At 61.4% G+C, this 25,581-nt stretch carries 24 protein-coding genes; 14 read left to right on the top strand and 10 right to left on the bottom strand.

Annotated elements, in window-relative coordinates; translation table 11 throughout:
* The first annotated feature begins 22 nt into the window (after positions 1-22).
* Positions 23-709 carry a GNAT family N-acetyltransferase gene (locus tag ACF8RA_RS09570; protein WP_392519123.1) on the top strand — a complete coding sequence of 229 codons (687 nt, stop codon included), beginning with the start codon at positions 23-25 and terminating at the stop codon, positions 707-709.
* A gap of 111 nt (positions 710-820) precedes the next feature.
* Here ACF8RA_RS09570 and ACF8RA_RS09565 read toward each other — a convergent pair whose 3' ends face one another.
* The 5 genes from ACF8RA_RS09565 to ACF8RA_RS09545 all read right to left on the bottom strand — a co-directional run bounded on the left by ACF8RA_RS09565 (position 821) and on the right by ACF8RA_RS09545 (position 5,310).
* The gene (locus tag ACF8RA_RS09565) at positions 821-1,576 is read right to left on the bottom strand and encodes an ABC transporter permease (RefSeq protein ID WP_176682488.1); all 756 of its coding nucleotides are present in this window, start codon (positions 1,574-1,576) and stop codon (positions 821-823) included.
* Positions 1,576-2,781 carry an ABC transporter substrate-binding protein gene (locus ACF8RA_RS09560; RefSeq protein WP_176682487.1) on the bottom strand — a complete coding sequence of 402 codons (1,206 nt, stop codon included), beginning with the start codon at positions 2,779-2,781 and terminating at the stop codon, positions 1,576-1,578. Before ACF8RA_RS09560 ends, ACF8RA_RS09565 begins: the two co-directional genes overlap by 1 nt.
* The gene (locus tag ACF8RA_RS09555; protein ID WP_176682486.1) at positions 2,768-3,589 is read right to left on the bottom strand and encodes an ABC transporter ATP-binding protein; all 822 of its coding nucleotides are present in this window, start codon (positions 3,587-3,589) and stop codon (positions 2,768-2,770) included. The genes ACF8RA_RS09560 and ACF8RA_RS09555 overlap by 14 nt, the downstream gene beginning before the upstream one ends.
* A complete protein-coding gene (locus tag ACF8RA_RS09550; protein ID WP_392519122.1) occupies positions 3,586-4,650 on the bottom strand; it encodes an acyl-CoA dehydrogenase family protein in 1,065 nt (354 codons plus the stop codon). The genes ACF8RA_RS09555 and ACF8RA_RS09550 overlap by 4 nt, the downstream gene beginning before the upstream one ends.
* A gap of 99 nt (positions 4,651-4,749) precedes the next feature.
* A complete protein-coding gene (locus tag ACF8RA_RS09545; RefSeq protein WP_392519121.1) occupies positions 4,750-5,310 on the bottom strand; it encodes a carboxymuconolactone decarboxylase family protein in 561 nt (186 codons plus the stop codon).
* Between the two features lie 102 nt (positions 5,311-5,412).
* Between ACF8RA_RS09545 and ACF8RA_RS09540 the strand changes: the two genes are divergently transcribed.
* The gene (locus ACF8RA_RS09540) at positions 5,413-6,333 is read left to right on the top strand and encodes an AraC family transcriptional regulator (protein ID WP_392487899.1); all 921 of its coding nucleotides are present in this window, start codon (positions 5,413-5,415) and stop codon (positions 6,331-6,333) included.
* 68 nt (positions 6,334-6,401) lie between these two features.
* On the opposite strand, the gene ACF8RA_RS09535 is transcribed toward ACF8RA_RS09540, so the two are convergent.
* Positions 6,402-7,805, bottom strand: a complete 1,404-nt coding sequence (locus tag ACF8RA_RS09535) for a cytosine permease (protein WP_010954483.1) — start codon at positions 7,803-7,805, stop codon at positions 6,402-6,404.
* Between the two features lie 316 nt (positions 7,806-8,121).
* Here ACF8RA_RS09535 and ACF8RA_RS09530 point away from each other — a divergent pair, with 316 nt between their 5' ends.
* The 10 genes from ACF8RA_RS09530 (at position 8,122) to ACF8RA_RS09485 (ending at position 17,851) form a co-directional block, all read left to right on the top strand.
* Entirely contained in the window at positions 8,122-8,607 is a 486-nt protein-coding gene (locus ACF8RA_RS09530) for a flavin reductase family protein (RefSeq protein ID WP_176682482.1), read from the top strand.
* Between the two features lie 158 nt (positions 8,608-8,765).
* Complete coding sequence (locus tag ACF8RA_RS09525) at positions 8,766-9,806, top strand: LLM class flavin-dependent oxidoreductase (protein WP_339443362.1); 1,041 nt, start codon at positions 8,766-8,768, stop codon at positions 9,804-9,806.
* 264 nt (positions 9,807-10,070) lie between these two features.
* The gene (locus tag ACF8RA_RS09520; protein ID WP_003256068.1) at positions 10,071-10,667 is read left to right on the top strand and encodes an amino acid synthesis family protein; all 597 of its coding nucleotides are present in this window, start codon (positions 10,071-10,073) and stop codon (positions 10,665-10,667) included.
* Positions 10,668-10,735: 68 nt separating this feature from the next.
* Complete coding sequence (locus ACF8RA_RS09515; protein WP_176682480.1) at positions 10,736-11,569, top strand: alpha/beta fold hydrolase; 834 nt, start codon at positions 10,736-10,738, stop codon at positions 11,567-11,569.
* Complete coding sequence (locus tag ACF8RA_RS09510) at positions 11,566-13,047, top strand: aldehyde dehydrogenase (RefSeq protein WP_176682479.1); 1,482 nt, start codon at positions 11,566-11,568, stop codon at positions 13,045-13,047. The genes ACF8RA_RS09515 and ACF8RA_RS09510 overlap by 4 nt, the downstream gene beginning before the upstream one ends.
* Positions 13,048-13,059: 12 nt before the next feature.
* Positions 13,060-13,545, top strand: coding sequence for a flavin reductase family protein (locus tag ACF8RA_RS09505; protein ID WP_028697722.1), 486 nt, complete (start codon positions 13,060-13,062; stop codon positions 13,543-13,545).
* A gap of 174 nt (positions 13,546-13,719) precedes the next feature.
* Positions 13,720-14,109, top strand: a complete 390-nt coding sequence (locus ACF8RA_RS09500) for a carboxymuconolactone decarboxylase family protein (protein ID WP_003256073.1) — start codon at positions 13,720-13,722, stop codon at positions 14,107-14,109.
* 88 nt (positions 14,110-14,197) lie between these two features.
* Positions 14,198-14,950 carry a GntR family transcriptional regulator gene (locus ACF8RA_RS09495; RefSeq protein WP_392519120.1) on the top strand — a complete coding sequence of 251 codons (753 nt, stop codon included), beginning with the start codon at positions 14,198-14,200 and terminating at the stop codon, positions 14,948-14,950.
* A 2-nt stretch (positions 14,951-14,952) separates the two neighbouring features.
* Complete coding sequence (locus ACF8RA_RS09490) at positions 14,953-15,516, top strand: NUDIX hydrolase (protein ID WP_010954491.1); 564 nt, start codon at positions 14,953-14,955, stop codon at positions 15,514-15,516.
* 151 nt (positions 15,517-15,667) lie between these two features.
* Entirely contained in the window at positions 15,668-17,851 is a 2,184-nt protein-coding gene (locus ACF8RA_RS09485) for an ATP-binding protein (RefSeq protein WP_392487900.1), read from the top strand.
* Positions 17,852-17,934: 83 nt separating this feature from the next.
* On the opposite strand, the gene ACF8RA_RS09480 is transcribed toward ACF8RA_RS09485, so the two are convergent.
* On the bottom strand, positions 17,935-18,549 hold the full coding sequence (locus ACF8RA_RS09480) for a LysE family translocator (RefSeq protein ID WP_392487901.1): 615 nt from the start codon (positions 18,547-18,549) through the stop codon (positions 17,935-17,937).
* A gap of 111 nt (positions 18,550-18,660) precedes the next feature.
* Between ACF8RA_RS09480 and ACF8RA_RS09475 the strand changes: the two genes are divergently transcribed.
* Both ACF8RA_RS09475 and ACF8RA_RS09470 read left to right on the top strand, forming a co-directional pair.
* A complete protein-coding gene (locus tag ACF8RA_RS09475) occupies positions 18,661-19,113 on the top strand; it encodes an Lrp/AsnC family transcriptional regulator (protein WP_209966767.1) in 453 nt (150 codons plus the stop codon).
* Positions 19,114-19,491: 378 nt separating this feature from the next.
* A complete protein-coding gene (locus ACF8RA_RS09470) occupies positions 19,492-20,904 on the top strand; it encodes a cytosine permease (protein ID WP_014590635.1) in 1,413 nt (470 codons plus the stop codon).
* A 91-nt stretch (positions 20,905-20,995) separates the two neighbouring features.
* On the opposite strand, the gene ACF8RA_RS09465 is transcribed toward ACF8RA_RS09470, so the two are convergent.
* The 3 genes from ACF8RA_RS09465 to ACF8RA_RS09455 form a co-directional block, all read right to left on the bottom strand.
* Entirely contained in the window at positions 20,996-23,047 is a 2,052-nt protein-coding gene (locus tag ACF8RA_RS09465; protein WP_392519118.1) for a TonB-dependent receptor, read from the bottom strand.
* Positions 23,048-23,426: 379 nt separating this feature from the next.
* A complete protein-coding gene (locus tag ACF8RA_RS09460) occupies positions 23,427-24,746 on the bottom strand; it encodes an OprD family porin (protein WP_392519117.1) in 1,320 nt (439 codons plus the stop codon).
* A 103-nt stretch (positions 24,747-24,849) separates the two neighbouring features.
* Entirely contained in the window at positions 24,850-25,578 is a 729-nt protein-coding gene (locus ACF8RA_RS09455; RefSeq protein ID WP_392519115.1) for a nitroreductase, read from the bottom strand.
* Between the last annotated feature and the right edge of the window lie 3 nt (positions 25,579-25,581).

Below are 25,581 nucleotides of genomic sequence, written 5' to 3'. Positions count from 1 at the left end.
TTCATCCGCCGGAGCCCCCCAGATGTTCATCCTGAGCCGCCTCGACAGCGTGCCGCCCGAATCTTTCCAGAACCAGATCCGCGAGCTGGTCATTCACAATGTCGGCGAATTGAGCAGTGTCGCCATCGCCGTCGACAACCCGCTGTACCCGCTCTACCAGTATGGCGTCGGCATGGAAGTCCACCAGTACCTGCAAGCGCTGGACGGTACCCGCGGTCTGGCGGTGGCGCTTACCTTGGCGCTGGATGCCGAAGCACCGGACCAGTTGCTGGGCTTTGCTCTGTCACTGCCAGCCCAGGACGATGGGCAGGCCTGTGCATTGGCCTTTCTGGCCGTTTCCGCCAACCATCGCCGCCAGGGCATCGCCCGTGCTCTGCTGGGCGACCTGCAGTCGCGCCATGCCTGCGTGGAGCTGAACGCCTTTGCCAACCAAGTGCCATGGTTCGAGGCGATGGGCATGCAAGTGGTGGCCGCCAACGGCCCGCAGGTGCTGATGAGCAGTACCGGCCAGCCCAGTGGTGCGCTGATCGGGCGCCTGGACATTGCGCCCATCTATCAGACGGCTGAAGTGCTGCAGATTCACACCTATCTGCTTAACCAGCAGGGTGAGGATGCGATGATCGAAGCGGAGCAGATGCGCGATGAGCGGCTGGATGAACTGGCCGCTCAAGCCCGGGATTGTGTGCGCCAGCGCAAAACCGTGCATTGATCCAAGGGCCTGTTCGCGGGTTTGCCCGCTCCCACAGGAATACCGTAAGGCCCAAGGCCGGTGATGTACCTGTGGGAGCGGGCGAGCCCGCGAAGAAGCCCCATTGGCCTTTCAGCCATGCACCCAGCGTCGATGCAGCCCACGCGCCAGGGCATCCAGCACAAACCCCAGCACGCCAATCAGCAGCACCATCGCCATCAGTTCGGAATACGCCAGCCGGTCGCGGGTATCAAGAATGAAATACCCAAGCCCCGCACTCACCCCAAGCATTTCGCACGGCACCAGCACAATCCACAGAATACCGATGGCCAGGCGCACCCCCGTCAGCACGTGACCGATCACCCCCGGCACGATCACCTTGCACAAGGTTTCCCAGCGCGTGGCACTCAAGCTGCGGCTCAGTTGCAGCCAGCGCGGGTCCAGTTGACGCACCCCTGCCGCCGTGTTCAGCAAGATCGGCCACAACGCGGCAAACGCCAGCAGGAAGTAGATCGGCTGGTCACCCACGCCCATCAGCATCACCACCACAGGCATCCACGACAATGGCGATATCATGCGCAGAAACTGGAATGCCGGCGTGGTCGCCGCCTCCAGGTGCCGGTAGCTGCCTACCAGCAAGCCTAACGGTACCCCCATCAGCAGCGCCAGCAGCAGCCCAATCAGGATGCGCTTGAGGCTGACCCAGATATGCCCATAGACCTCGCCCTGCCCCAGCAGCTCGACCAGGCTGGCCAGGGTTGCCGCCGGCGAAAAGCGCGCCGACAGGCCGTCGGCCTGGCCAAACACTGCAACACCGGCCCACCATAGCAGCAACAAGGCCAGCAACCCGACCAGCCCAAGGCCGGCATGTACGACATGCGTGCGCATCAGACCGCAAACTCCTCGCTACGCTCGAAGTTGTCGGCAATGCCGAATACCGACGGTCCCCCCACCGTCGCGATGGCATTACGCACGAAGCGATCGTCGACCAGGTCGCGGGCGGCATACGCCGGATCCAGCCCGGCAAGGAACGCATTGTCGCCTTCGATCAGGGTGCTTTTCAGGCGCTTGACCAGCTCTTCGGTGTAACTCGGGAACGGGTATGGCTGGAAGTCGATGCGCTTTTCGTCCCACTGCTGATGGCGAATGGCACCACTGGCAATGTAGCCAGCACGGTCTTCGGCGGCTGGCGCCAGGACCTTGGTCAGCACCGCTGGCTCGTGGGGGGTGTACTTGTTGGGGCCCGCCCGGGAAAGTAATGCGGCGGCTTCGGTGCGATGGTCACGGGTCCATTGCTGGGCCTTGACGATGGCGTTGACCACTTTCTGCGACCACTCCGGGCGGTTATTCAGGTCATGCTCGTGCATGAACACCACGCAGCACGCATGATTGCGCCATACATCGCCGGTAAAGCGCTGCACGCGGCCTACCTTGAGGTTCTCGGCCAGTGCGTTGAACGGCTCGGCAACGATGTAGCCGGCAATGCGCTTGCTGGCCAGGGCGGGTGGCATGTCGGATGGCGGCAGCACCAGCAGGTTGACTTCGTTGGCGGCCAGTTGCGCATTGGCCGGCTTCGACACCGGCGTCAGGCCGTTGTCGTTGAGCATCTGTTGCAGTACCACATTGTGGATCGAGTACCAGAACGGAATGGCCACTGTCTTACCACCGAGCTGTTTCACCTCGGATATATCCGGCGCAACAGTCAGGCCCGAACCGCCCACGTGGTTCCAGGCCACCACCTTGGCGGGCACCTTGCTGCCATAGCGCGCCCATACCGTCATCGGCGAAAGCAGGTGTATGACATTGACCTGGCCGGAGATGAATGCCTCGATCACCTGCGCCCAGCTGCGCAGCAGCACCGGGCGCTCAGCCTTGATGCCTTCGGCCTCGAACAGGCCGTTGTTATGTGCCACCAGCAGCGGCGTGGCGTCAGTGATCGGCAGGTAGCCGATGCGCACCGGCGCGTCCGGCTCGGCAGCGGCACGCGCCTGCAAGCTCGACAGCAACGGCAATGCACCGGCAGCAGTGAGCATGACGCCGAGCTTGAGAAGATCACGACGCGAAGAAGAGGAACAGCAGTCATCCATGCACATGGACAGCCTCCGAGGGCAACGGGGTTGGGGTAGGTTCGACTGTGCGGCTTGCCCGCCGAAGGGTTTTCAGGATTTCGATACGCAAAGCACCCAGTTCTTCGACCCGCTGCGTCCGTGGTTGCGGCAGGTCGATGTGCCACTGGCCGAGGATGTGCGCTGGGTGGTTGCCCAGTAGCAGAACCCGGTCAGACAGCAGCAAGGCTTCGTCGATATCGTGGGTAATCAGCACCGCCGCCGTGTTGTGGGTGGCGATCAGTTGCAGCAGCAGTTGCTGCATGTCGGCGCGAGTCACTTCATCCAGCGCGCCGAACGGTTCGTCGAGCAGCAGCACTTCGGGCTGGCGTGCCAGACAGCGGGCCAGCGCGGTGCGCTGGGCCATGCCGCCAGACAACTGCGCCGGGTACTGGCCACGGGCGTGGGCCAGGCCCACAGCGGCAATCGCATGGTCGATGCGTGCACGTCGTTCGGCATCAGCCAGCCTGGGCTGACGGGCGAAATCCAGGCCGAAGGCGACATTTTTCTCCAGGCTCAGCCATGGCAGCAGACTGGGGTCCTGAAAGGCCACCGCCAGACGCGGGTGCGGCCCCTGCAGGGTCTGGCCGTGCAAGCTCACGCTGCCGCCGCCAGGCTGCTGCAGCCCTGCCAACACCCGCAGCAGGCTTGACTTGCCCACACCGCTAGGGCCAAGAATGCTCACGACTTCACCCGGCGCCAGCTGCAGGTCGAACTGCGCCAGTACCTGCTGCCACCCATCCTCACGCGGGTAGCCCAGGCGGATGTCACGGGCCTCCAGCAATACTGCGCTCATGCAACGCCTGCTTGGCGTTGCAGTTCGGCGCGCAACTGCACCAGGCTGGGCGTGACGATCGGAACGAAGGCCGACTCGCGCCAGCGGCGGGCGAACCCTTCGCCATATTCGCTGAGGTAAGCCTTGCCGCCACTGGCCTGCAATTCCAGTTGTACCGCGTCGGCAGCACTTTCAGCCAGGATGATGCGCAGCTTGAACAAGGCCGCCGGCTGCTGCTGGAAGCGACCTTCGAGCAAGCCCTGCTTGAGCTCGCTGACGGTGTTTTCCAGGCGTTCGCTGAGCACCTGACGGGCTTCATCGAGGAACGAGGCTCGGCCATGCAGGTGCGCCTGAACCTCTTCCAGCGCCCGTCGCGCCAGGCCAATGGCCATGCCACATTGCAGCGCCAGGAATGCCGGGCGTACCCGGGGCAGGAATTCGCGTGCATTTTCATGCAGCAGCCAGTCGCGCGCCAGCGGCACCTGGTGAAAAGCCAGTGCTGCCGTGTTGCTCGACTGCAGGCCCATCAGTTGTAGATCATCAGAGCGCTCCAGGCCTGGAGCGTCGGAAGGAATGGCCAGCACAAACGGCGCGCCGCCGGCTTCATCCTCGATGGCCGCCGCCACCACGAAGCCGCTTTTGCGCAAGTTGGTCACCCAATGCAGTCGCCCTTCCAGGTGCCAGCCATCGGCTGTCGGGCGGCCACGCACCTGCAGCGCTTCGATGCCGGACAGGAATTTCATGGCGTTGGACAGCCCGGTGGCACCGGCCAGTTCACCGGTCAACAGGCGCGGCAGCAGGCGCTCACGCAGGGGCTGGTTGGGGCTGTGCAGCAGGTATTCGATGAAGGCACGCTGACCCCAGCAGACGAACGCCGCAGCCAATGAGCGGCTGGCAATGGCGGCGATGGCCTCGACCGCGTCGGTCACCTGCCCGCCCGTACCGCCCAGCGCTGGGTCGACTCCCGTGCGCAGCAACTGCGATTCTGCGATCTGGGCCAGCACCTGCTGCGGTTCGCACAGGCCCCGATCGATGGCCTCGGCATTGGCATCCAGCCAGTGTCGAAATGCACAATCTTGCATGGTCTTGCTCCTTAGGGAACGCCGGGGCCACTCTGCGGCCCGTTCGCGGCACAAGGCCGCTCCTACAACGGCCTGGTAATGGCCATTATCACAGGTGGACTACGCAGAAAGCTGCCAGCGGTATTTGCCAAGCTCTTCGTTGAGTGGCGTCTGGGCGAAAACATTAGCAAAGTTGCACAGGGTTGCGAGACTTACGCCCAGAATCACCTCCAAGGCGTTGCCTTCACTGAAGCCGGCCTCACGGAAAGCCTGGTAGGTGGCTTCGCTGACATTGCCACGGGTGGCGATCACTTCGCGGGCAAAGGCGGCCAGGGTTTCGTAGCGGGCGTTCGGGAGTTCGCCACGGGCACGCAGAGCATCGACCACCTCCTGCGGCAGCTTGGCCTTGTTCAGCGCGACGGCCGTATGGCCGGCCACGCAAAAGTCGCAGCCATGCTGGGTGGCAGCGATCAGTTGCACCACTTCACGCTCGGCCAGGCCAAGCTCAGACTTGCCATTGAGTGCCGAAACGGTCACGTAGGTTTCCAGCGCCGCCGGGGCGTTGGCCAGCACGCCGAGCAGGTTGGGGATGAAGCCGGAATTCTTCTGCGCGTTCTCAAGGAACGGCCGTGCCGCTTCCGGGGCGCTCTGCAGCGTGTGTAAAGTAATGCGCGAGGACATGCAGTGATCTCCTTTGATGAGTGTCACTACAGTCTGTTGGTTATAAGAACTACCCTCCATATTCGTCAGTCGCCTTTCCTTGCTCCTGAGTCTTTGCATTAGATGATTTCGTCCAGCCCGCTTGTCGATTGGTTATTAGAAGGCCTGGAGCTCGATGCCAGCCTGTTTCATGTAGGCCGCTATTGCGGCGGCTGGCATGCCAGTACCCAGGGCATGGGCCGCGCCAGCTTCCACCTGGTGGTGCAAGGCCATTGCTGGCTGCACATTGACGGCCAGCCGCAACCGGTGCGCCTGGAGAAGGGAGATGCCGTATTCCTGTTGCGCGACCTTGCCTATCGCTTGTCCAGCGATCAGGACCCGGTCGACGCCTGTGCCCAGCCGCGCCAGGCCATGCAGGCGCTGGATAGCCAGGCCGCCGACGGCGTTGGCTTGGTCTGCGGCTTCTTCCATTTTCAGTCGGGCCTCTGCTCGCTGATTGTCGAGGGTCTCGCTGACTGGATCTTGTTACGCGCTGAAGATCCCAGCGGCAGCGCAGCGCGGGCGCTGTTCGGGCTGATCCTGGAAGAATGCCGGCGAGATGCCGGGCCATCACAGATGCTACTGGAACGGCTGACGCACTTGTTGTTCCTGTACGTGCTGCGCCAGCAGGTGCACGCAGGGCAATCGCTGGGCGGGCTGGTCGCCCTCGCCCGGCAGCCAGCATTTGCCGGATTGCTTGAGCAATTGATCGAGCAGCCGGGGCAAACCTGGACCATGGAGAACATGGCTGCTTGCACCGGATTGTCACGCTCGGCATTTTTCAAGCGCTTCAGCGAACTGGCCGGGCGATCGCCGGGACAAGTGCTGCTGGCGCTGCGCATGCGCCATGCCAGCCAGTTGCTGCAGGCGGGGCATACCGTTGAGCAGGTAGGCGCGCAGGTGGGGTATCAATCGGTGGCCGCATTCACCCGGGCGTTTGCCAAGGCAGTGGGGGTGCAGCCGGGGGCGTATCGCAGGCAGCATGACGGGCGCGGGAATACCTGACCCAGCAAAGCGCGGAAATCGACCAAGCGGCCATAGTCGGGGCTGCTTTGCAGCCCCCGTTGCAGTTGTCAGTCGTTGACGCTGATAACCCGCGCACTGTTAACCGCCTTGCCGCGCGTCGCCAGGCAGTAGTACAGCGGCACGGTCACCAGCAAGCCGAACAGCCACGACAGGTCGGCCCCTTCGACAATGTTCGAGTACGGCCCCACATACAGCGAAGTATTGGCAAACGGCAGCTGCACCAGGATGCCGCAGGCATAGGCAATGATCGCGTGGTGGTTGAAACGGCCATAGATGCCGCCGTCTGCACTGAAGATCGAGGCGATGTCGTACTGGCCCTTCTTGATCAGGTAGAAATCGATCAGGTTGATCGAAGCCCACGGCACCAGGACCAGCAGCAGCGCCAGGATCAGGCCGATGAACTGGCCGATGAAGTCCGCCGAAGCATTCAGTGCAACCATCCCGCAGCCCACCAGAATGACCGAGGCCAGGATCACCCGCACCTTGACGCTCGGCGTCCACTCGGCCACGAAAGTCTGGATTGCGGTCACGATCGACAGCACCGCACCATACAGGTTGAGGGCGTTGTGGCTGATGATGTTGAGCAGGAACAGCACCATCAGGATCGGGCCCAGCCAGCCGGTAGCCTGCTTCACCGCGTCCATTGCGTCGGTGCCTTGCGGTACGCACAACACGGCCACTGCACCAAAGCTGAAGCACAGGATGGTACCCAGGGTGGCGCCCAGGTAGGTCGCCCAGAACGGTTTGGCAATGCCCACTTCACGCGGCAGATAGCGCGAATAGTCTGACGTGTACGGCGAGAAGCTGATCTGCCAGATGGTGCCCAGCGACACGGTGGCGATGAAGCCCGACAGGTTGAATGCGCCGCGGCTGAAGAAGTCTGCCGGCAGGTCCTGAATGAACATCATGATGAAACCGGCCAGCAAAGCCGAACCCATCACCCAGGTGCCGATGCGGTTGAGAATATGGATGAAACGATAGCCGATCACGCCGATGGCAGTAGCGCTCAGGGCGCCTATCACGATCGCGCCGGGCATCGGCACGCTCGGGGCGATGCCGTGGATGGTCTTGCCTGCCAGGACAATGTTGGAAATAAAGAAGCCGACATAGATCAGCGCGGTGAAGAACACGATCAGCAAGGCGCCGTAACGGCCGAACTGGCCACGGCTTTGAACCATTTGTGGAATGCCCAGCTGCGGCCCCTGCGCAGAGGCCAGGGCGATGACCACGCCCCCGACCAGATGGCCCAGGACGATGGCTATCAACCCCCACAACAGGTTCAGGTGGAACACCTGGACCACCATGGCACCGGTGACGATGGGCAGTGGTGCAATGTTGGTACTGAACCAGAGGGTGAACAGGTCGCGCGCCTTCCCATGGCGCTCGGCAGGTGGAACGTAATCGACCGTGTGATTCTCGACAAACTGGTGTTGCGACGACGGTTGGGACATGGTTTTCAGCTCGAAAGGTCGTTTTTATCTTTGTAAGGAAACCGCATCTAGGCGGCCTCTCAGCTGCGGACCATATTATGGTATTCCAAACTTTTGACAACACTGATCCGCAGTAAAAAAAGCCCGCTGATCCGCTTGCGCAACCCTGGCGGCAAACCACCTGATCGCTCAAGGCCACGGTATACGTGGCCTTGAGCCGTTCATCGTGGAAAAGCCAGGTTGAAAATTCCGCTTGCAAAATAGGTATTACGGTATACCATCAGACACATCAACGATAAAAACCGCGGACCACCGCAGCCCTTCAGAGGTATTCCCGATGATCGACGCAACTGTCTACAAGAACGTTCTGGGCTCCTTCCCGTCCGGCGTTACCGTCATCACCACCCAGGACGACGACGGCTCGGTCGTCGGCCTGACCGCCAGCGCCTTCTCCTCCCTGTCGATGGACCCGCCACTGGTGCTGTTCTGCCCCAACTACACCTCCGACTCCTACCCGATACTGATCAAACAGAAGCGCTTTGCCATTCATCTGCTCTCGGGTGAACAGCAGGCAGAAGCCTACGCGTTCGCCAAGAAGGGCAAGGACAAGGCCTGCGGTATCGAGTGGAGCCTGAGTGAACTGGGCAATCCGATCCTGGCCGGCGCAACCGCGGTGATCGAATGTGAACTGTGGCGTGAATACGAAGGTGGCGACCACGCCATCATGGTCGGCAAGGTGCACAACCTGATCGTCCCGGCAGAAGCACCACGGCCCATGGTGTACTGCCGCGGCAAAATGGCCAGCCTGCCGGCCTTTGCCTGAAGCCTGCAATTCGACGCAGACCCCAGTGGGAGCGGGCTTGCCCGCGAACACCGGCGAAGCCGGTGCCACCCACCGCGTGTTCTGTTTCGCGGGCGAGCCCGCTCCCACACTGAAGCCCGCTTTACTGACGGGTAACAACAAGCGTTGAGGAAAAACCCATGAAATTTTCGTTGTTCGTGCACATGGAACGTTGGGATGAACAGGTCAGCCACCGCCAGCTGTTCGAAGACCTGACCGAACTGACCCTGATGGCCGAGAACGGCGGTTTCAGCACCGTGTGGATCGGCGAACACCACGCCATGGAATACACCATTTCGCCAAGCCCGATGCCACTGCTGGCCTACCTGGCCGCACGCACCGAGAGGATCCGCCTGGGCGCCGGCACCATCATCGCGCCATTCTGGAACCCGATCCGCGTTGCGGGCGAATGCGCGCTGCTCGACGTGATCAGCAACGGTCGTATGGAAGTGGGCCTGGCCCGCGGCGCCTATCAGTTCGAATTCGACCGCATGGCCAATGGCATGCCCGCCACCGATGGAGGCAAGGCGCTGCGCGAGATGGTGCCCGTCGTGCGCAAGCTGTGGGAAGGCGACTACGCCCACGATGGCGAAGTCTACAAGTTCCCTACCTCTACCAGCGTGCCGAAGCCGTTCAACGCCACGCCGCCCATGTGGATCGCCGCACGCGATCCGGACTCGCACAACTTTGCCGTGGCCAACGGCTGCAACGTCATGGTCACCCCGCTGATGAAGGGGGACGAAGAAGTGCTGGACCTGAAGAACAAGTTCCAGGCCGCCCTGGACAATAATCCGGACGTGCCGCGCCCACAACTGATGGTGCTGCGCCACACTCACGTGCACAGCCCGTCCGAACCGGAGGGCTGGAAGGTCGGCGCCCAGGCCATATCGCGCTTCTACCGCACGTTCGATGCCTGGTTCGGCAACAAGACCACCCCGGTAAACGGCTTCCTCGAGCCAAGCCCGGAGTCGAAATTTGCCGAAGTGCCGGCGTTCCAGCTGGAGAACATCCGCAAGAACACCATGATCGGCACCCCGGAAGAAGTCATCGCACGCATCAAGTACTACCAGGAACTGGGCGTCGACGAGTTCAGCTTCTGGTGCGACAACAGCCTGCCCCACGCCGAGAAGAAAAAGTCACTGGAGCTGTTCATCAAGGAAGTGGTGCCGGCGTTCGCCTGAATTCCCATTGCCTGAAACATTGCGGGACGCGCCCGCTCCCGTGGGCCCCTTCGGCCTGCGTGAGCGGGCTTTTTTTTGAAACCTGTGCAGTCCCTGTGGGAGCGGGCAAGCCCGCGAAGAGACCAGTACAGACAACAGAGAAATCAAGGCATCAGGCCACCTTTCGTCCCCCGACAAGAGAAATTTCCTGACACCTCTTGCACAACAAATATTATGGTATACCATCAGACAACAAGAGCTGATAACCCTCACCAGGAGCCAACCATGAGTTTCGAAATCCGCAAGATCGTCACCTACTCCGAAGAGACCCGCATCGAAGGCGGCAAGGCCACCGACAAGCCGGTGACCATGGTCGGCCTGGCCGTCGTAATCAAGAATCCATGGGCCGGTCGCGGTTTCGTTGAAGATCTGAAGCCGGAAATTCGCGCCAACTGCTCGGAGCTGGGCGCCCTGATGGTCGAGCGCCTGACTGCTGCCATCGGCGGTGCCGACAAGATCGAAGCCTACGGCAAGGCCGCCGTAGTCGGCGCCGATGGCGAAATCGAGCACGCCTCGGCCGTGATCCACACCCTGCGCTTCGGCAACCACTACCGCGAGGCAGTGCAGGCCAAGAGCTACCTGAGCTTCACCAACAAGCGCGGCGGCCCAGGCACTTCGATTCAGATCCCGATGATGCAGAAGGACGACGAAGGCCTGCGTTCGCACTACATCACCCTGGAAATGCAGATCGAAGACGCACCGCGTGCCGATGAAATCGTCGTGGTCCTGGGCGCAGCCGACGGCGGCCGCCTGCACCCGCGCATCGGCAACCGTTACATCGACCTGGAAGAACTGGCTGCCGAAAAAGCCAACGCTCAATAACAATAACCAAGACGGGCCGGGGCGTGGCGTGCTTACCCGCCGCGCCCGACCTTCAAGGAGCGCCCTCCATGATTCAGCCTGTCGCTGAACGCACACCTGCCGGCACCAGTTATCTGGATGTCGGCCAGGGCCAACCCGTGGTACTGATCCACGGCGTGGGCCTGAACAAGGAAATGTGGGGCGGTCAGTTCGTTGGCCTGGCCAACGACTACCGCGTCATCGCCTACGACATGCTCGGCCACGGTCAAAGCCGCGTACCGGCTGCCGACACACCGCTGGAAGGCTATGCCGACCAGCTCGCCGAACTGCTTGACCACCTGCAAGTCGCACAAGCCACCGTGATCGGCTTCTCCATGGGTGGCCTGGTTGCCCGTGCATTCGCCCTCAATTACCCGCAGCGCCTGGCTGCACTGGTCGTGCTCAACAGTGTGTTCAACCGTACCCCCGAGCAGAGTGCCGGGGTGATCGCGCGTGCCGCCCAGGCGGCGGAGCTGGGCCCCGACGCCAACGTCGATGCTGCCCTGGACCGCTGGTTCAGCCGTGAATACAAGGCTGCCAACCCGGCGCAGGTCGCCGCCATTCGCCAGGTGCTGGCGAGCAACGACCCGCAAGGCTACCACACCACTTATTCGCTGTTCGCCACTCAGGACATGTACCGCGCCGACGACCTGGGCAGTATCCAGGTGCCGACGCTGATCGCCACTGGCGAACTCGACTCGGGCTCCACCCCGGCCATGACCCGCCAGCTCGCCGCCTGTATTCCTGGCGCACAGAGCGTGGTCCTCGCCGAGCAACGGCATATGATGCCGGTGGAAGCACCGCGTGAAGTCAACAAGATGCTGCTGGACTTCCTCACCCAAGCCCGCACCCTCACCGAATCCGCCAAGGGGATTGTTGCATGACCCTCGTTCGTTTCCAGATGTGCATCGACGGCCAATGGCGCGATGCCCAGAGCGGCAAGACCTTCGACAGCCTCAACCCGGCCACCGCCCAGGCCTGGGCGCAACTGCCCGACGCCGATGAAGCCGATGTGGAGCTGGCCGTTCAGGCCGCCCAGCGTGCCTTCGACAGCAAGGCGTGGCGCAGCATCAGCGCCACCGCGCGCGGCAAGCTGCTGCGTCGTCTGGGTGACCTGATTGCCGAGAACAAAGAGCACCTGGCCCAACTGGAAAGCCGTGACAACGGCAAGCTGATCCGCGAAACGCGCGGCCAGGTCGGCTATCTGCCGGAATTCTTCCACTACACTGCGGGCCTGGCCGACAAGCTCGAAGGCGGCACCCTGCCGCTGGACAAACCCGACCTGTTCGCCTACACCGTGCACGAGCCAATCGGCGTGGTTGCCGGGATCATCCCTTGGAACAGCCCGCTGTACCTCACCGCGATCAAGCTGGCCCCTGCCCTGGCTGCCGGCAACACCATCGTACTCAAACCGTCCGAGCACGCCTCGGCGACCATCCTCGAGCTGGCCCGTCTGGCCCTCGAGGCCGGCTTCCCGGCCGGGGTGGTCAACGTGGTCACCGGCTACGGCCCCAGCACCGGCGCGGCGCTGACCCGCCACCCGCTGGTGCGCAAGATCGCCTTCACCGGCGGTGCCGCCACCGCCCGCCACGTGGTGCGCAGCAGTGCCGAAAACTTCGCCAAGCTGTCGCTGGAACTGGGTGGCAAGTCGCCGAACATCATCTTCGCCGACGCCGACCTGGACAGCGCCATCAATGGCGCCGTGGCCGGCATCTATGCCGCTTCCGGGCAAAGCTGCGTGGCCGGTTCGCGCCTGCTGGTGCAGGATGAAATTTTCGACGTATTCGTCGAGCGCCTGATTGCCCGCGCCAAGCGCATCCGCATCGGCAACCCGCAGGACGACGCCAGCGAAATGGGCCCGATGGCCACCGCACAGCAGCTGGCAGTCGTCGAAGGCCTGGTGGCAGCAGCCAAGGCCGAAGGCGCGAAACTGCATATGGGTGGAAAGCGTGCCGACGTTGAAGGTGACGGCTGGTTCTACGAGCCCACCCTGTTCGAGTGTGACAGCAACGCGATGACCATCATGCAGGAAGAAGTGTTCGGCCCGGTCGCCGCGGTGATCCGCTTCAAAACCGAAGAAGAAGCCCTGGCCATAGCCAACGACTCGCAGTTCGGCCTGGCTGCAGGCATCTGGACGCGCGATCTGGGCCGTGCCCATCGCCTGGCCCGTGACGTGCGTTCGGGGATCATCTGGGTCAACACCTACCGCGCCGTGTCGGCCATGGCACCGATAGGTGGTTTCAAGAACAGCGGCTACGGCCGTGAGAGCGGCATCGATTCGGTGCTGGCCTATACCGAGCTGAAGACCGTGTGGATCAACTTGTCCACCGCGCCGATGCCCGACCCGTTCGTGATGCGCTAGGAGGAACACAAGATGATCGAACCCGGCATCTACAAAGACGTGATGGGCTCCTTCCCGTCCGGCGTCACGGTAGTCACCACCCTGGACGCCGATGGCGGCATCGTTGGCATCACCGCCAGTGCGTTCAGCGCGCTGTCGATCGACCCGGCGCTGGTACTGTTCTGCCCCAACTATGCCTCCGACACCTACCCGATTCTGCGCGATAGCAAGCAGTTCGCCATCCACCTGCTGTCCGCCGACCAGACCGCCGAAGCTTATGCCTTCGCAGGCAAGGGCAAGGACAAGGCCAAGGACATCGAGTGGCACCTGAGCGAGCTGGGCAACCCCCTGCTGGCCAAGGCCACGGCGATCATCGAATGCGAGTTGTGGCGCGAGTACGACGGCGGTGACCACGCGATCATTGTCGGCGCGGTGAAGAACCTGGTGTTGCCGGCCGAGCCGGTGACCCCGATGGTCTACCACAAAGGCAAGCTGGGCGCCCTGCCGCCCCTCGGCTGATATACCTTGAAGTCGGTGTTGGCCTCTTCGCGGGCTTGCCCGCTCCCACAGATTCCGGAACCTGTGAGAGCAGGCAAGCCCGCGAAGAAGCCAACACCGATGCCCCTGTTTTCAGGGGTCGCGCTAATCGTCTCACCCTCGGTTGCGGCCCCTGTTTTTGCCGGAGTACTGCACATGAGCAATGAAAAGTACGAAAAGGGTCTGAAAATCCGCACCCAGGTGCTGGGCGAGGACTACGTCAACCGCTCGATCCAGAACGCAGATGAGTTCACCAAACCGTTGCAAGAGCTGGTCACCGAGTATTGCTGGGGTCACGTCTGGGGCCGCGAAGGCTTGTCGCTGAAAGAGCGCAGCATGATAAACTTGGCCATGATTTCCGCGCTCAACAGGCCCCACGAGCTCAAGTTGCACATTCGCGGTGCCCTGCGCAATGGCCTGAGCCGTGAACAGATTCGCGAAATCCTGCTCCAGGTCGGCATTTATTGCGGCGTACCCGCGGCGGTGGACAGTTTCCGCCTGGCCCGTGAAGCGTTTGCCGAAGCCGATGCGGAGCCAACCCGTTAACAACGGGCTGTTCGAACCACTGCATGGAAAGCCTCGGTTCGGGGCATTCCGCGATGTTGGCGCAACAGCCTCATAAAGAGCGCACCTGATGAAACGCCAGCCACTCGACGACAGCTTCAAGGTCAACCGCAACCCCGTTACTCTGCGCGAAATCGTGCTCGACAAGCTGCGCACCGCAATCATGAACTTTCACCTGCTGCCCGGCGACCGCCTGGTAGAGCGCGACCTGTGCGACCGCCTCGGCGTCAGCCGCACTTCAGTACGTGAAGCGCTGCGTCACCTGGAATCCGAAGGCCTGGTCGAGTTCGCTGACGCCAAAGGCCCGCGCGTGGCCATCATCACCCTGGAAGACGCGCGTGACATCTATGAGCTGCGCTGTGTGCTCGAAGGCCTGATCGTGCAACTGTTCACCCTCAACGCCAAGACCAAGGACATCCGTGCGCTGGAGCGCGCGCTGGAAGTGAACCGCGAGGCACTGGAAGAAGGCGAGCTGCAACAGGTGCTGGATTCGGTACAAGGTTTCTACGATGTGCTGCTGGAAGGCTCGGGCAACCAGGTGGCGGCCCAGCAGTTGCGCCAGTTGCAAGCCCGCATCAGCTACCTGCGCGCCACCTCGGTATCGCAGGAAAACCGCCGCGGCGCCAGCAACCGCGAAATGGAAAAGATCGTCGAGGCCATCAAGGGCGGCGACCCGCTGGTGGCCCACCAGGCCTCGGTCGACCACGTCCGCGCCGCCGCCAAGGTGGCCCTGGACTACCTGCGCCAGAAGCAGGATGACAACGCCAAGGTGCGCGACATTGTCGAACCCTTGGCCCTGAAGGAACCCCGCATAGGTCGCTGATCATGCCCAATGCCCCGCGCTACTGCCCGCACTGCACCAAGGAACTGGCCCGGGGCGTTCCCACAGGCGATACCCACGAACGCCTGCATTGCACCGGCTGCGGCTATATCCATTACATCAACCCCAAGATCATCGCCGGCTGCATCATCGAGCGCGATGGAAAGTACCTGCTGTGCCAGCGCGCCATCCCCCCTCGCCCCGGCACCTGGACCTTGCCTGCAGGGTTCATGGAGGCTGGCGAAACCACCGAACAGGCAGCGCTGCGCGAGGTATGGGAAGAAAGCGGCGTACGTGCGGACATCGTCTCGCCGTATTCGATCTTCAGCGTGCCAAAGATCAGCGAGGTGTACATCATCTTCCGTGCCATCGTTACCGAAGAGACCGGGCAGTACGGGCCGGAGACGCTGGCGTACAAGTTCTTCGAACCGGATGAAATCCCCTGGGATGAGATCTACTATCCGGCCATCCGGCAAATTCTCGAGCGCTACATCCTCGAGCGGCAGGCCGGGGTGTATGGCATTTACATGGGCAATGATGACACCGGCAAGGTGCACTTCATGCGCTAGCCTGTCCGGCCGCTTCGCGGGTGAACCTGCACTCACTCGGATCGCGCAGTTGCAGAGGCTTGTGCAGTGGCACGGCCACTCACAAAACCCTCGCCAACGGTCTATTCTCGGTGCACCCTAAGGGCCTTGAGAAAGAGGACCGGCAAAGCACATGGCTAGATGGCTAGACGGCGGCGGGCTAATGGCCGAACGCATCCGCAACCACGACTGGGCCACCACCCCGCTGGGCCCGCTGGAACAGTGGCCCGACGCGCTGAAAACCACGATGGCTCTGTGCCTTGCCTCGCGCTTTCCGCAAGCCGTGCTCTGGGGCCCGGACTTGATCACCCTGTACAACGATGCCTTCACCCCGATTCTGGGTCGCAAGCCCCTGGCCTTGGGCATCCCCTTTCGCGACGTGTGGCACGAAGCCTGGGACGAGATCCGCCATATGGCAGAACGTGCGTTGGCCGGTGAAGCGGTGTACATCGAGGACTTCCCGCTGACGATCGACCGCAACGGCGGCCTGGAGCGGGCCTATTTCACCTTCTGCTACAGCCCGATTCGCAGCCATGATGGCGAGATACTGGGCATGCTCGACACGGTCACCGAAACCACCGCCAGCGTGGTCACCAACCAGCGCCTGCACTTTCTCGATACCCTCGGGCGAGCCGTGACCGAGGCGGCCGACCCGGATCAGATCATGGCCATCACCACCCGCATGCTGGTCGAACACCTTGGCCTGTCCAGCTGCGCCTATGCGGTGATGGACCCCGACGAGAACGGTTTCACCATCTGCGGCGATGCGGTGGCACCCGGCTCACCGCGTCTGGTGGGCCATTATCACCTGCATGACTTCGGCAGCCTGGCGGTCAGCCGCCTGCGCAGCGGCCTGGCCTTGGTGATCAATGACAACCTGCGCGAACTCGCCACTGACGAGGCGGCGACTTTTCAGGCCATCGGCATTACGGCCACCATCTGCATGCCACTGATCAAGGGTGGCAGACTGACCGCGCTGATGGCGATTCATGACCGCGTACCCCGGGCATGGACCGACTACGAGCAAACACTGATCAGCGAAGTGACCGAACGATGCTGGGCGCACATACAACGGGCCCAGGCCCATGCCGAAGTGCGCGAAGCGATGGCGGCCCTTGAAGCGCTCAACACCACCTTGGAACATCGTGTCGAAGAACGCACCACTCAGTTGCTGCACACCGAGGCCGTGCTGCGCCAGGCCCAGAAGCTGGAAGCCATTGGCCAGCTGACCGGTGGTGTAGCCCACGACTTCAATAACCTGCTGACCATCATCCGCTCGTCGCTGCACTTTCTGCAGCGCCCCAACCTGGCCGAGGAGCGCCGCGAGCGCTACCTCAAGACCATATCCGATACGGTCGATCGTGGTGCCAAACTGACCGGCCAGCTGCTGGCCTTCGCCCGCCGCCAAGCCCTCAGCCCGCAGGTGTTCGAAGCCGGGCCACGGCTGGAAGCCATGGCCGACATGCTCGACACCGTCACTGGCGCGCGCATCCGGGTCGAGCTGCAGTTACCGCAAGCGCCCTGCCACATCCGCGCCGACCTCAGCCAGTTGGAAACCGCGGTGATCAACCTGATGCTCAACGGCCGCGATGCCATGGCGGGTGAAGGTGCCTTGCAGCTGCGTCTGCAGGCCGACCAGTGCCTGCCGGCCTTGCGCGGTCAGCCTCCACTGCCAGGCCCATTCGCGGCGATATCGGTGAGCGACAACGGGGTCGGTATTGCCAGCGAGTTGATGGAGCGCATCTTCGACCCTTTCTTCACTACCAAGGCCCCGGGTGAAGGTACCGGGCTCGGGTTGTCGCAGGTGTTCGGTTTCGCCAAGCAATCCGGGGGCGATGTACAGGTGAACAGCATCCCCGGTCAGGGCACCACCTTTACCCTGTACCTGCCGCAGGAGGACTCACCTGCGACCTTGCCCGAAGACGCCTCGGCCGGCAGCCAGGCGCAGGTACAGGGCGAGCGGCAACGAATACTGGTGGTAGAAGACAACCCCGACCTGGGCAGCTTCACGGCTCAGTTCCTCGAGGACCACGGCTACCGGGTCAGCTATGCGCGTTCGGCAGAAGAAGCGTTGGCGCAGTTGACTGGCCCGGCAGGTGATTTTGATGCGGTGTTTTCCGATGTGGTCATGCCCGGCATGGGTGGCTTGGCACTGGCCCGCGAACTTCGCCGCCAGCGCCCGCAGTTGCCGGTGATCCTTACTTCGGGCTTTAGCGATGCGATTGCCGAAGGCGGGCACCAAGGGTTCACCTTCCTGGCCAAACCCTACTCGGCAGAACAGGTGTGCCAGATGCTCGGGAAAGTACTCGGCCACTGATACCTTGCATCGCGATGGGCGATCAACGGCGCCGCGAAGCTCAAAACCACACGGCCAAGACAAACCAAACCAGCCTCGCGTAGTCAGCTTATTTGCCCGGCTATCAAGCCCAGAGCCACGGTAATCATCGCCATCCCCGACACCCGCCCGACCAGCTTTGCCGCTCCCGGCCGGGTGCTGAGCACAGCTTTGGCGCCATAGCCGACCAGCGTGTAGATCACCAGCGAACTGCACAGGTGGACCAGCCCCAGCAACAAGATCTGCAACGGTACGGGCCAGCTCGACTGCGGGTCGGTGAACTGCGGCAGCAGGGCCAGGAACAGCAGGAATACCTTGGGGTTCAGGCCGCTGACGCAAAAACCCTTCAACGCCCAGCGCGAGCCCGACTCCCCCACGCCACCCTGCCCGGCCGCCGGCAATGCCGGGCTGAGCAACAGGTTGCCGCCCAGCCACAGCAAATAGGTGCACCCCGCCAGGGTCAGCAAGGTCAGCGCCAACGGGTGACCAGCCAGTAGGCTGCCGACCCCGGCCGCCACCACCAGCGTGGCCAGGAAGTGCCCCGACAACATCCCCGCCACCGCTGGCATCACCCAGCGACCGCGCATACCTGCAGAGATGGCATAGGCCCAGTCTGCACCCGGGGTCATCACGAACAGCATCGACACAGCCCAGAACGCCGTCAGCACACTGATAGCCACTTGAATCTTCCTTATCTACTGCATTGGGATGTCGAAAGATTACGGATTTCGCCTGGGGATTTTCTTTCGTATATTTCCCCTTAGCATTCATGAATTGGAAGATTCTTCCCAATGGATAGAACTGATCGAAAAATCCTTGCCGAGCTGCAAAAAGACGGGCGCCTGTCGGTAACCGAACTGGCCGACCGCGTAGGGCTCAGCCTGTCACCCTGCCATCGGCGTTTGAAGACACTGGAAGAGTCCGGAGCCATTCTGGGCTATCACGCACGGCTGGCACCTAGCGCCCTTGGGCTGAACTTTGCCGCGCTGGTATTCGTGACGCTACGCGAGGTAACCCGCCAGCCGGTGGCGGACTTTGAAACGGCACTGGCGCAGATCCCGCAGATTGTCGAAGCGCAGCGGCTGTTCGGCGACCCGGATTACCTGCTGCATGTGGTGGCCAAGGACCTGCCGGCGTTTCAGAAGCTGTATGACGAGCACCTGACCAGTATTCCCAATGTGAAACGCTTGAGCTCGACCTTGGTGATGAAGGAAGTGCTTCAGGATCGGTTGCTCCCCATGTAGCTGTTTCCTCTTGTGCCGGCCTCTTCGCGGGTAAACCCGCGCCTGCTGTAGGAGCGGGTTTACCCGCGAAGGGGCCGGCCTAGGCAACCTTTCATCTGCCCTGAAAACGCGCACATCGCACCAGCCCAGCCCACCGTGATCCGGTTGCCACCCCCGCCGCCCCTCTACCCCAAGGCCTTCAGCCAGCTGGCACTCTCCTTGCTACCGTCACCCGCTTAAGCTTTTGTCAGCCTTAGTTTTTTTAACGCTTATGGGCACATATTTACTAATTTCTCGTTATCCCCGCGCCCCTCATCATCGCTCCAACAAGAACGCGTCGCCCACCGCCGGCACGCCCCCGGGCAGTTCCCAATGCCCTACCTTGCCTTGGAGTCAGTCATGACCAGTGCAGCCAATTCGGCACCCCTGATAGAAAAACACACGATCGGCTACGTGCCCCCGCAAGACCGCCATGGAAAGGTAAGGGATCTGTTCACACTCTGGTTCGGCGGCAACATCGCGCCGTTGCCCATCGTCACCGGCGCGCTGGGTGTGCAGCTGTTCCACCTGAACCTGGTATGGGGCATCGTCGCCATCCTTGTCGGCCACCTGGTCGGCGGGGTGCTGATGGCCCTGCACTCGGCCCAGGGCCCGCAAATGGGCATTCCACAGATGATCCAGAGCCGCGCTCAGTTCGGCACCCTCGGCGCGCTGCTGGTGGTGGTGATCGCCGGCGTCATGTACATCGGCTTCTTCGCTTCCAACATCGTCCTTGCCGGCAAGTCACTGCATGGCGTGGTCGACGCCGTTCCGGTACCGGTGGGCATCGTCATCGGTGCGCTGGGCTCAGGCATCATCGGCATCATCGGCTACCGCTTCATCCACGTGCTCAATCGCATTGGCACCTGGGTACTGGGCATCGGTATCGTGGTCGGCTTCGGCTACATCTTCACCCATGTGCAGAGCGACGATTTCCTCACCCGTGGCAGCTTCAACCTGGCCGGCTGGCTGGCCACCGTGTCGCTGGCGGCGTTGTGGCAAATCGCCTTTGCGCCCTATGTGTCGGACTACTCGCGCTACCTGCCGGCAGATGTCAAAGTCAGTTCGACCTTCTGGACCACCTACCTGGGTTCGGCCCTGGGCTCAAGTCTGTCATTCATCTTCGGCGCCGTGGCCGTGCTGGCGATCCCGGCCGGCATGGACACCATGGACGCGGTCAAGCTGGCCACCGGCACGCTCGGCCCGATCATGCTGGTGCTGTTCCTGCTCAGCGTGATCAGCCATAACGCCCTCAACCTGTATGGCGCGGTGCTGTCGATCATCACCCTGGTGCAAACCTTCGCCTACCGCTGGATCCCCACCGCCAAAAGCCGGGCGGTGTTGTCGCTGATCGTGCTGTCGGCCTGCTGCGTGGTGGCAGTGTTCGCTTCGGCAGACTTCATCGGTCACTTCGTTGACATGGTGCTGGTACTGCTGGTAGTGCTGGTGCCGTGGACGGCGATCAACCTGATCGACTTCTACGCCATTCACAAAGGCGACTACGACATCCAGTCGATCTTCCAGGTCGATGGTGGGATCTATGGGCGCTACAACCCGCAGGCACTGATCGCCTACGCTGTGGGTATCGTGGTGCAGATACCGTTCATGAACACCCCGCTGTACGTCGGGCCGATTTCCGAGCACATCAACGGGGCTGACCTGTCGTGGCTGGTAGGGTTGGCGATCACCTCGCCGCTGTACTGGTGGCTGGCGAGCCGTGACAGTGCCTACCGTCGTCGGCAAACCAGCGCCAAGCTGGCAGCAGTGGCTTAAGCTGCACTGGCCATTCGCAGCACAAGGTGAACTGGCCTAAGATCCTGCAGACCTCTTGAGGGTGATAGGTTTCGCCCTCAAGAGGTTCCCGTCAAAGGCTCATGTTTATCGACACGAACGCTGAGCGGCCAGGTGCTGGCGAGAACATCGCCTGGTCGTCGCCGCCCCAGAAGAAGTTGTCGTACCAGACGTATTCGTATTCACGGTCAAACAGGTTTTTAACCTGCAGGTCGACGCTGGTCGACGAGGTAATACGGTAACTGACACTGGCGTCCACGACCACGAAACCGCCGTACTTACCCTGCTCGTTCAGCTCGTCGATGTAGTAGCTGCCCTGCGCCCGCCCCTGCGCACCGAACTTCCAGTCATCATTGTACCGGTAGTCGACACCCACATTGCTGATGTAGCGCGGGGTGGAAAATACCTCTTTGCCCGACAATGACTGGCCGTTTGCAGCGTAGGCCTTGACCACCTTGGCCTCCTGGATCGCGTGGGACGCCCATACCGTCCATTGATCGTCCAGCTGCGCACTGATCTGCATGTCCACGCCACGCCGGCGTGTTTCGCCAAGGCCGACCGTGGTGCCAGTGCTGGGCATGTTCGCGACTTCATCGGTCGCGTCCTGCTGCCACAGCGCAACCCGCGCCTGAGCGCCCGGGAATGGCTGAAACTTGATGCCCACTTCCTTGCCGGTGTTGATCGACGGGTCGTACGAGGCTTGCCCTGGCACCCTATAAGCTGGCCCGCCGGAGCCCGTAAGAATCTGGAAGGTACGCCCCCAGTTGGCGTACAGGTCGATCTCGGGCGTGAGGCTGTAGATTACGCTCAGCTTCGGCTGGCGGATCCAGCCATAATCCTGCAGGGATGCCTTGACACCGCCGAGCGTTTCGCTGTTACCCGAAAACTTGTCGACGCGCATGGCAGGAATGATCTTCAGCGCGTCGGTCGGCTGAATGACCGCCTGCACATAACCGCCAATATTGCGCAGGGTGTAAGTGTCGTCGTTCTGCACACGTGCCGGCGTGGCGTCGAAATCGGTCGGGATCCCGTAGCTGTAGCGCAGGCGACGATACTGGTTGTCCTGCTCCTCGTAGTTGATGCCGCCATCCAGCGTCAGCAGATCGTCAGCGCGCCAGGTCAGGTTGCTGAGCATCCCTCGCTGCTGTTCATCCCACTGCCGACGCTGGCGTGGCGCGTTGCCGGGCTGGTAATCGGTGAACGTGATGGTTCGATCATCGTTGTAGCTGTTGTAGTACAGCTTGCTGCTCAGACTCAGGTCGTCGTCGAGCTGCCAGTCGGCGTGCAGGCTCAGCTGCTTCATGTCACGATCGTCACCATCATTGGCGTTCTTGGCCGGCGATTGGGTACGGCTGGCGTGCAGTTGCTCGCGGGTGAGGAAGCCTGACTCTTGGGCCTGGTGGTGGTACAGGCGAGCGATCAGGCCAACACGGAAGTCTTGTTCGTCGTTGCTGACGAACCACTTGCCGCCGAGCGTGTATTTGTTGGATTCGCTGTGGTCGCGGTAACCGTTGCTGTCTTGCTTGGCGAGGATATAGTTCTGGGCGAAATTCCCCTCCTCGTGCCCGACCGCCAACTGCACTTCGCGCGTATCGAAGCTGCCGTAAGTCACACGGCTATCGACATAGTTCCCCCCCTGGCGGGTCGCGAAGTTGATGTTGCCGCCGATATTGTGCAGCCCATAGCGCGGATCGTTGGTACCGCGCACCACCTCGATGTACTCGATGTCCAGCGGGAAGATCATATCGATGAAGCGCTGGTTGCCACTGTTGACGTTGCTCGGCACACCGTCGATCAGGGTCTTGATGCCGTTGATGTAGCCCTCACCATTGAACGCGCGGAAGGTGACCTTGCCGGACTCGGCACCTTGCCCCGTTTCGGTCAGCTGGATGCCCGGCATCTGCCCCAACAACTGCCAGCTGTTCATCACATTTTTATCTCGCACCTGGTCGCCGCCCAGGACGTCGACCGACGTAAGCACATTTTCAGTGCTCAAGGCGGTACCGGCCGTTTGGGTGATATTCACTTCACCGAGGACGATGGTGGAGGTACCGGTCTGTTCGGCGAGGACTTCAGGTGTGAACATTGCCGTGAAGATGGCAAATGAGGCTGGGGTGAATCGCATGGAGGTTCCTGACGCGGGGTTGAGTGTGTGTTGGCGCACAGATGAAGAAGGCAAGATCTGCGTCTACCTTATGGCAAATGATGTTATACCATAACAACAAACACTGGCGTATCGGGATTTATTGACCCATAGCCGCCTCCTTCGAGAACAGTGGCGCACTGCCTTGCGAGCAATCCAGGATGGATCGCCCAGTCGGCGCGCCCCGCCAAGGCATGCCCAACACCTCAACACGCGTGACCTTTCCGAATTGCCCTCACCGGCGCACTTGCGGCCACCGGGGAGGCCTGCGAATGCCCACGCCCCTCCTTGACCTCGCTGGAGATGTCGGAGGCGGCTCAAAAAAATGGGCCGGCTTCAGAAGGCCGGCCCGTTTCGCTATTTAGAAGTTGAAGGTGTAGCGCATGATCAGGCGATTTTCATTAGCGCTGTCAGCGTAGGTCGAGCGGTTCGTGGAGTTACGCCACTGGAACGAAACACCCTTCGCCGGCCCACTCTGAATGACATAAGAGATATCAGTGACCCGCTCCCATTCTTTGCCCTCCTCCCCGTTGAGGCGGAGTGAAGCGGCTTGGCGGCTCGTCAACAGATCAGGATCGACATCATCACCTTTCATGTACCGGGTGGTGAACAGCAAGCCCGGTACACCCAAAGCAGCGAAATCAAAGTCGTATCTCGCAAACCACACTCGCTCGTTAGGGGCAGTGAATGTACTGACCAGCGATTCGCCGAACAAATAGGTATCCGCGCCGTTTACGAACGCAAACGAGGTGTCGCCCCAAGCCTTCTGGTAACCGCCGCCGATGGTGTGCCCCTTGATGCTGTAGGCGAAGTAGCTACTCAGCGTTCTGTTGTCCACCTCACCCAGTTTTTTGGAGCCCGTCTCGCTGGCATCGAACACGCGAACATCCGCGATCACATTGCCTTCCCACAACGGCTTGATGACTTTAATGCCGGCGAAGTAGGATTTATAGAGATCTTCAAGTTCGGCGGCGTGCAAACTGAAGGTCATGTCCTTCGCAGGCTTGAAGTCAAATGCCAGGTAGTTGTAGTGATCCGCCTCAACCGGGGCATAGCCAGTGGCTGTGAGTGATTCGAAATCGGTGGAATTACGCTGCTTCACTGCGTTGACCCTTGTAGCCGTTACCGTCAATTTATCGATGTCGTTGACGGTCAGCGAGCCACCGCGAAAGATCTGAGGCAGTAGGCGGCTATTATTACTCCAGAGTAGCGGCATCAGAGGGTTTACTCCCCCTATCCTCAATTCCGTCTTGCCCATCCTTGCTTTGGCGGTGGCCACGAACTTGCCGTATTCATCCTCAACATTCCTGTCGGAATCGTAGGCCAGCAGCCCTGATCCTGTTCTGTCCGGGCTGGAATCAAGCTTCACCCCCAGCAAGCCCATCGCATCAATACCGAAGCCCACCGGTCCTTCTGTAAAACCGGACTGCAGGTTCAAAATAAAGCCTTGCGCCCACTCATCGCGCTTGGACTGAGTGGCACCGTCATTGCGAAAATCGCGATTATAGTAGAAGTTTCGGAGCTCGAGACTGCCTTTGAAGTCTTCCACGAACGCGGCAGAAGCATAAGGCGCGACCAGCAGTGCTGCTGAACAAGCCAACGATTTTTTAAAAGCAATAGACATCACAGGCACCTTGTTCTTGTTGTGTGCTTGAGCATGGACCGCAGCGAAGCGCCCCATGCAATGCCAGTCCTACAAATGGGTTAAGGCCCGCTTTAGCGGAATGATCGAAACAGCATCACCCTGCCCGACGCCAAACGTGGACAGGGCGGACGCCCGGTTTTTATTTTGAGTGAAAGGTAGTGAATGCACGCACGGGTTCACGGCCAGTAACCAGCGTGTTCTCAATGCTGCCATCATCGGCGTAACCCAAGCTCATCCCACAGACGAGCATTTGGCTCTTCGGTATTTCCAGCATTTCAGTGATGATGCTGTGATATTTAAGGAATGCTGCCTGCGGGCAGGTGTGCAAGCCTCTTCCCCGTGCGGCAATCATGAGGCTTTGCAGGAACATGCCATAGTCCAGCAGACTCCCTTCCTGGAGCACGCGGTCAATCGTGAAGAACAGGCCAACAGGCGCCCCGAAGAAGCGATAATTCCGGCCGTGTTGCTCGTGCATCCTTTGTTTATCGCTTCGACTGATGCCCAACAGGCTATAGAGCCCCCACCCTACCTCCCTGCGCCGTTCGATGTAGGGAGATGTCCACTCCCTGGGGTAATACGCGTAGGGATCAGAAAAGCGTTGGTCATCAGCCGGATGGTCATCAACCTCAGCAAGTGCTGCGGACAACCGTGCCTTCATATCACCGGTAACAACATGCACGTTCCAGGGCTGCAGGTTGACGCCTGTTGCGCTAAAGCGAGCAACGTTCAGCATCGTTTCGATTTCCTCTAGCGGAACTGGGGTTGGGAGGAACGACCTGATGCTCCGACGAGAGACAATTGCCCAGTCGATCAAACGGGCTGTTTCGTCCGAACCTACCGGTGATTTGCGCAAACGATCAATAAGCATACG

This window comes from Pseudomonas sp. FYR_5 (assembly GCF_043106315.1).
Taxonomy (GTDB): Bacteria; Pseudomonadota; Gammaproteobacteria; order Pseudomonadales; family Pseudomonadaceae; genus Aquipseudomonas; species Aquipseudomonas putida_Y.
This window is presented reverse-complemented; position numbering and strand designations above follow the sequence as displayed.